At 73.7% G+C, this 6,343-nt stretch carries 8 protein-coding genes; 6 read left to right on the top strand and 2 right to left on the bottom strand.

Annotated elements, in window-relative coordinates:
- The 4 genes from MXD58_RS17370 to MXD58_RS17385 form a co-directional block, all read left to right on the top strand.
- The coding region (locus tag MXD58_RS17370) for a SpoIIE family protein phosphatase (RefSeq protein WP_250609562.1) at positions 1-279 on the top strand (279 nt) is incomplete at its 5' end.
- Between the two features lie 268 nt (positions 280-547).
- Positions 548-694, top strand: coding sequence for a hypothetical protein (locus tag MXD58_RS17375; RefSeq protein ID WP_248840639.1), 147 nt, complete (start codon positions 548-550; stop codon positions 692-694).
- Between the two features lie 128 nt (positions 695-822).
- Entirely contained in the window at positions 823-993 is a 171-nt protein-coding gene (locus MXD58_RS17380) for an antitoxin (RefSeq protein WP_248840640.1), read from the top strand.
- A gap of 173 nt (positions 994-1,166) precedes the next feature.
- Positions 1,167-2,126 carry a phosphotransferase family protein gene (locus tag MXD58_RS17385; RefSeq protein WP_248840641.1) on the top strand — a complete coding sequence of 320 codons (960 nt, stop codon included), beginning with the start codon at positions 1,167-1,169 and terminating at the stop codon, positions 2,124-2,126.
- 66 nt (positions 2,127-2,192) lie between these two features.
- Here MXD58_RS17385 and MXD58_RS17390 read toward each other — a convergent pair whose 3' ends face one another.
- Positions 2,193-3,314 (bottom strand): RNA polymerase subunit sigma-70, encoded by a 1,122-nt coding sequence (locus MXD58_RS17390; RefSeq protein WP_248840642.1) that lies wholly within the window; start codon positions 3,312-3,314, stop codon positions 2,193-2,195.
- 146 nt (positions 3,315-3,460) lie between these two features.
- On the opposite strand from MXD58_RS17390, the gene MXD58_RS17395 reads away from it, so the two are divergent.
- Both MXD58_RS17395 and MXD58_RS17400 read left to right on the top strand, forming a co-directional pair.
- Positions 3,461-4,159, top strand: coding sequence for a M24 family metallopeptidase (locus MXD58_RS17395; protein WP_374616271.1), 699 nt, complete (start codon positions 3,461-3,463; stop codon positions 4,157-4,159).
- 329 nt (positions 4,160-4,488) lie between these two features.
- Positions 4,489-5,757 carry an SfnB family sulfur acquisition oxidoreductase gene (locus tag MXD58_RS17400; RefSeq protein ID WP_250609564.1) on the top strand — a complete coding sequence of 423 codons (1,269 nt, stop codon included), beginning with the start codon at positions 4,489-4,491 and terminating at the stop codon, positions 5,755-5,757.
- 77 nt (positions 5,758-5,834) lie between these two features.
- Here MXD58_RS17400 and MXD58_RS17405 read toward each other — a convergent pair.
- Positions 5,835-6,343 (bottom strand): histidine phosphatase family protein (locus MXD58_RS17405; RefSeq protein ID WP_250609565.1); only part of this gene is annotated, 509 nt, incomplete at its 5' end.

The following is a 6,343-nucleotide window of genomic DNA, read 5'->3' on the forward strand; positions in this document are numbered from 1 at the left end:
GCCACCGGCCCCGTGACCACCCTCCGCCTCGCCCCCGGGGACACGCTGGTGCTGTTCAGCGACGGCCTCACCGAGCGGCGCGGCGAGGCGCCCGACGTCGGCATCGAACGGCTGCGGACCCGCGCCGCCCGCACCGCGCCCACCGCCCCGGCCCTGCGCGACCTCGGCGACGAGCTGTTCGACGGCTGCCGCGACCCCGACAGCGACGATGACGCCACCCTGCTCCTGCTCCGCCGCCGGCCCGCGACCCAGGTCGACCGCGCCAGCCCGGACCGGTAGGGCGCAGGCCGTCGGCATGCGGCGTCCGCGACACGCGGGACGCGGGACGGGTGCGCGGAGCCTGACACCATCGCCCGATGGTTACTCCATGTAATCGGAGCGGCAACCTCCTGCCCGGGGAGTCGAAGACCTGCGATGTCGTCGTGGTCACCACAGCGGCTGACGTCAGCGCCGGCTTCGCGGCAACCGTCCTTCGCGTTGCCGGCATCGTCGACCTACGCCCTGACGAACACCGGCGGCCGGGACCGTCGGTGACACCGGCCTGACGGTGCGGTCCGAGCTCACCGGCGCCCACGTCGACTACGCGCCGGTGACCGGTCCCGCCGGTCCCAGGGGCGTCCCTGGCCCGGCTGGCCGGGGCATCGACGTCGAGGTGCACGTCCCGCCGATCGGGCCGATCTTCGGTCCCGGCTGAACCGGGAACGTACCGATCGGGCCGTTCCGCTCGGTATCGTTCTTCCTGGCGACGCTGAGAGGTGGGCCGGGCACGGCCGAGCGGCGGGCTGACACCCACGCGGCACGCCATGACGGAGGGAGCGTTCGATGGTGGACTTCAAGGGTGCGTTCGACAAGCTCGGTGACCTGGCCGAGAAGCACGACGACAAGGTCGACGCCGCGGCCGAGAAGCTCGGCGATGTGATCGACGACCGCACCGGCAACAAGCACAGCGAGCACATCGACCGGGCGGTCCGGGAGATCCAGGACCGTACCTGAGTTCCACCGCGGCGGCTGACCCGCGGCGCCTGCGCCGCGCGCTGGCGGCGTGGCTCGCCGACCATCCGCCCGGTCCTGGGTGGGTCCTCGGCGACGCGCCGGCGGGCGAAGCCGTCCGTTGGGAGTTGGGGGAGCCGAGCACGCCCCGGGGGCAGGGACTCTCGGCGGAGCTGATGCGGCTGCCGGCGGAGCGGATCGGCGCGGATGGGCAGCGGGTGTCCCGGCCGCTGGTGCTGCGGTTCGCACCACGGCGTTACCGGCTCTACCCGTGGGACCGGTTCGCCGACGAGTTCCGGCTGATGGAGATCCTCGCCAGCGACGGCCGGGTCGGCGTCGCGCCGGTGTATGGGTATGAGCCCGATCCGACGGTGCTCGGGTCGCCGTTCGTCGTCCTCGGTCTTGTCGACGGGCAGGTGCCGCCCGACATTCCGCCCTACCACCTGGGTGGCTTCCCGTCGGAGCTCGATGACGACGGCCAGGCCCGGGTGTGGGACGCGGGCCTGGCCGCGATGGCCCGGGTGCACCGGCTGGACCCGGTGGCGCTCGGCGTCGAGTTCGCCGGGCAGCCCGAGTACGGCCCGACCGGCCTGGCCCAGCAGCTCGCCGCCTACGAGCGGCACCTGGACTTCTTCGCCCTCGCCGACGACAGCGCCGAGACCGTCGGCGCCGCCCTCACCTGGCTGCGCGCGCATCCGCCGGCCGAGCGGCACCCGCCCCGGCTGCTCTGGGGCGACGCCCGGCTCGGCAACCTGATCTTCGCGGCCGCCGGCGAGCGGGTCGCGGCGGTGCTCGACTGGGAGATGATGTCCCTCGGCCAGCCCGAGACGGACCTCGCCTGGTACCTGCACCTCGACCGCCACCTCAGCGAGGGCGTGGGGGTCGCCCGCCTGCCCGGACTGCCCGGGCGCGCCGCCACCGAGGCGCGCTACGCCGACCTGCTCGGCCGCCCGCTGGCCGACCTGGACGCCTACCTGCTGTTCGCGTCGGTGCGCCACACGCTGCTCGCCGCCCGGGTGACGCGCCTGATCATCGAGCGCGGCCTGCTGCCGGCCGGCCAGGTCCCGCCGATCGACCACTACGCGGCCGCGCTGCTCACCCGCGTCCTCGAGGAGACCCGTCGCGCCCGGCCGTGAGCGGACACCCCGGTGTCCTCGCTGTTCGCCACCGTCCTCGGCGTGTTGTGGACGGCGGACAGCCCGTCAGGCCGGAAGGGACGCGGGAAGACCGAAGCGGGTGAACAGGCCGGTGTCGGTGAAGGCGCGGAAGTCCGGGCCGGTGATGCCGCGGCGGGTGACGTCGAGGAACGTCGTGACCTCGGCGATGCGGTCGCCGTCGAAGGCCAGCACGTTGATCGCGTGCGGCAGGTAGGGGGCGTCCGGCGGGTCGGTGGCGAGCACCGAGTAGGCGGCCAGCGCCGGCTGGCCGTTCGCCCGGGTCACCACGCTGCGCCAGCGGAAGTACTGGAACGGGTTCTCGACGAGGAACGCGGCGATCGCGGCACGCCCGGCGAACCACGCCGGCTGCGGCGGCATCGACCACGTCGCGTCCTCGCGCAGCTGGTCGACGACCGCGTCGACGTCGGCGGCGTCCATCGCGGTGCGGAACCGCTCGACGGCCGCGTCGATCCTCGTGTCGCCGACCTGGCGCAGCGTGGCCTGCTGCGACTGCGCCGGCACCTTCTCGGCGACCACGACGCGGGCGCGCTGTAGGGCGCTGTTGAGCGCACCGGTCGTCGTCTCGAGCAGGCTCGCCGCGTCACGGGCCGGATAGCCGAGCACGTCGGTGAGGATCAGCGCCGCCCGCTGGTTCGCCGGCAGATGCTGCCAGGCCGCGACCAGCGCCAGCTCGACGCTTTCGCGCAGCTCGTAGGACTCCTGCGGGTCCGGTTCGGCGGTGAGCCCGAGGGCCGCGTCCGGGAAGGGCTCCAACCACGCCGACTCGGCGACCGGCGTGCCCGTCGCGTCGCCCGGCCCGGACGCCCGGAACCCGGTGTCGAGCGGCAGCGCGCGTCGCGACCGGCTGCGGATCGCGTTCAGGCACGTCGTCGTCGCGATCCGATACAGCCAGGTACTGATCTTCGCCCGGCCGTCGAAGCCACCCAGGTTCTGCCAGGCTTTGAGCAGCGTGTCCTGCAACGCGTCCTCGGCGTCGTACAACGAGCCGAGCATCCGGTAACAATGCGCGCGCAACCGCGGCTGCAGTGGTGTCACCAGCCGGCGGAACGCGTCGGCGTCCCCCGCCCGAGCGGCGTCGATGAGGGCTGCCTCGTCCGGGTCCGGGTCCGGGTCCGGGCCGGTGGTGGGCGGATCCGCGGCGTCCATGTGCTGGGCCTCCTCGTGTCACGCCGGCCCGACCGGCTCAGGTCCGCCTGCATTGTTTCCGCTGATGCTGCCGGTGTGGGACAGGGGGTCGGGGACCCGCCGGGCCGGCAGGCGCCGACGGCGGGGCGTCTCGACGGCCACCTACGATGGGCAACGTGGAGCCAGAGTCCGGACGGGCGGAGCGCCTGCTCGCCGCGCAGGCGCGGGCGCGGGAGCTGTTCGACGAGGTGGCGGCCCGCGGGCTGGTCGCTCCCGGCCGCACGGAACGGCAGGTCAGCGATGCCATCCGCGACCTCGCCCACGAGATGTTCGGCGTCGAGCGGCACTGGCACAAGCGCATCGTCCGCGCCGGACCGAACACCCTGCACCCCTACGACGACAACCCGCCCGACCGCCTGATCGGCGACGACGACATCGCCTTCGCCGACTTCGGCCCGGTCTTCGAGGGCTGGGAGGCTGATTTCGGCCGCACGTTCGTCCTCGGCGACGACCCGATCAAGCACCGCCTGCTCGCTGACCTACCGCGAATCTTCGACGCCGGCCAGCGCCACTTCGAGGCCCACCCCGACATCACCGGCGCCGAGCTCTACGCCGCCGTCGGTCGCCTCGCCGAGCAGGCCGGCTGGTCGTTCGGCGGCCCGATCGCCGGCCACCTCGTCGGCGAGTTCCCGCACGTCCGCATCCCCGGCAACAAGATCGAGTACTACGTGACGCCGGGCAGCGACCAGCCGATGCGCCGCCTCGACCACGACGGCCGCGTCTGCCACTGGATCCTGGAGATCCACCTCGTCGACCGCACCCGCGCCTTCGGCGGTTTCCACGAACAACTCCTCGACCTGGGCTGAAGCGCGGTCGCAATCACCCAGCCGGCCGCACGAGACCGCCTGGTACTGCGCTGGTAGGATCTGATCGCCTCCCGGCCAACTGCTGCGGGCCAGCACGCGTCGTCCCCGCCCACGCGGGAGACCTTCCCGACCTCGCACGCCACACATAGTGGTCCGTGGCGCCGCCGGGAGGCGGATCGATGTCGGGCAGCGGACGTCGACGTGGGGACGCGGGCCGGTCATGATGACCGACGCGTGTCCGTCGCGTTCGAGTCGCCAGGCCCCTGCCCGGCCGACAAGCGCGCCGCCTGTTCCGTTCCCGTGGGCCGGCACGTACGCCGAGGTGGGAGATGTTGCCCGTGTCCGATAACCCGTTCGCCGCCGGGACAGCCAAGATCGTCGCTGCCGACCAGCCGCCGGTGCCGGTACCGCGCTCCGATGCCGAGGCGGTCGCGGTTGCCCGCGGGATCGCGGCCCGGTTCGCCGTCGGCGCCGCGGCGCGGGACGCGGGCCGGGTGCTGCCCTCCGATCAGGTCGAGCAGCTGTCCGCCTCGGGGCTGCTCGGGGTCACCGTGCCGGCGCCGTTCGGCGGGGTCGACGTTTCGGTCGCGACCCTGGCGGAAATCTTCCGGGTGCTGGCCACCGCGGACGCCAGCCTCGCCCAGATCCCGCACAGCCACTTTGTCTTCCTCGACGCGTTGCGCCGCCAGGGCGACGACAACCAACAGCGCCGCTTCTTCGCGGAGGCCCTCGCCGGCCACCGCTTCGCCAATGCGCAGACCGAGCGCGGCGGCCGGACGATCACGGAGGACGCCACCACCCTGCGCCGCAGGCAGGACGGCGGATACGTGCTGTCTGGCGAGAAGTACTACTGCACCGGGGCGCTGTTCGCGCACTGGCTCGTCGTGCGGGCTGTCCTCGCCGATGAGCCTCCCGGGCCCGATGGCACGCGCCGCAAAGCGTTGGCCTACATCCGTCGTGATTCCCCTGGGGTGACTGTCGAGGACGACTGGGACGGCATGGGCCAGCGCACCACCGCCAGCGGCACCGTCCGTCTCGACGGCGTGGCCGTGGACGCTGACCAGATCGTCGCCTTCACCTCCCTTTTCGACGGGCCGACGACCTATGGCGCCCGCGCCCAGGTCCTGCACGCCGCGCTGGACACCGGAATAGCCCGCGGGGCGCTCGACGCCGCTGTCGGGGTGGTCGCGAAGGCGCGGCCATGGGCCGATGCCGGCGTCGACCGGGCCGCCGACGACCCGCTGCTCATCCAGCAGGCCGGCGAACTGGAAATCGACGTCCGGGCCGCGGAAGCGCTTCTGCGCGAGGCGGCCGCGGCTATCGACGCGGCCGAGCTCGATCCCACCGACGACAGCACTGCCCGCGCCTCGATCGCCACCGCCGTCGCGAAGGTCGCGGGGGCGCGGGCGGCCGTGCGGGCCGCGGCCGAGTTGTTCGAGCTCGGCGGTACCCGCAGCGCCGCCGGCGCCCTCAACCTCCACCGCCACTGGCGCGACGGGCGCACCCACACCCTGCACGACCCGAGCCGCTGGAAGGTCCAGCACATCGGCCGCTGGCTGCTCACCGGCACGCCCCCGCCCCGCCACGGCCAGCTCTGAGCGGATCCGACCCGACGGCCGAGCACAACCAAAGCGCAATTCGGCTCGGAAGCTGGGTCGTCGCGCGGGCCGGCGTTCTACAACGGCCGGCAGGCGTGGGTGAGCGTCCAGGGAGTGGTTGACGCGGGGTCGCCGCCGGAGGCGGGGCGGTGCAGCAGGGTCGCGGTGAGCGGGGCCACGTCGATGCGCCAGAAGACCTCCGGCGGGCAGGACAGGGCGTGCAGCAGCACCGCGCGCACGACGGCCGGGTGGCTCACGGCGATGACGTGCTCCGCGTCGCCGATGTCGGCGAGCCAGGCCTCGACCCGGGCGCACAGGTCGATCCGGGATTCGCCGCCGGGCGGCGTCATGGCCGGTTCCTCGTGCCAGCGATGGAGGTCGTCGAGGGCGATCTCGGCGAGGTCGCGGCCTCGCCAGGTGCCGACGTCGAGGTCGCGTAGCGCCGGGTCGACCTGGATGCCCGCCTCGCCGGCCAGTGTGCCGAGGCCGAGTGCCCGCGCGGTCTGCCTCGCCCGCGTGGAGCCGTCGACGAGGACCCGTGCTCGTCGCGGCAACGCGCCCGCGGCCAGCGCCCGGGCGGCGGCGG

Origin of the sequence: Frankia sp. AgKG'84/4, assembly GCF_023242965.2 — a bacterium.
Classification (GTDB): domain Bacteria; phylum Actinomycetota; class Actinomycetes; order Frankiales; family Frankiaceae; genus Frankia.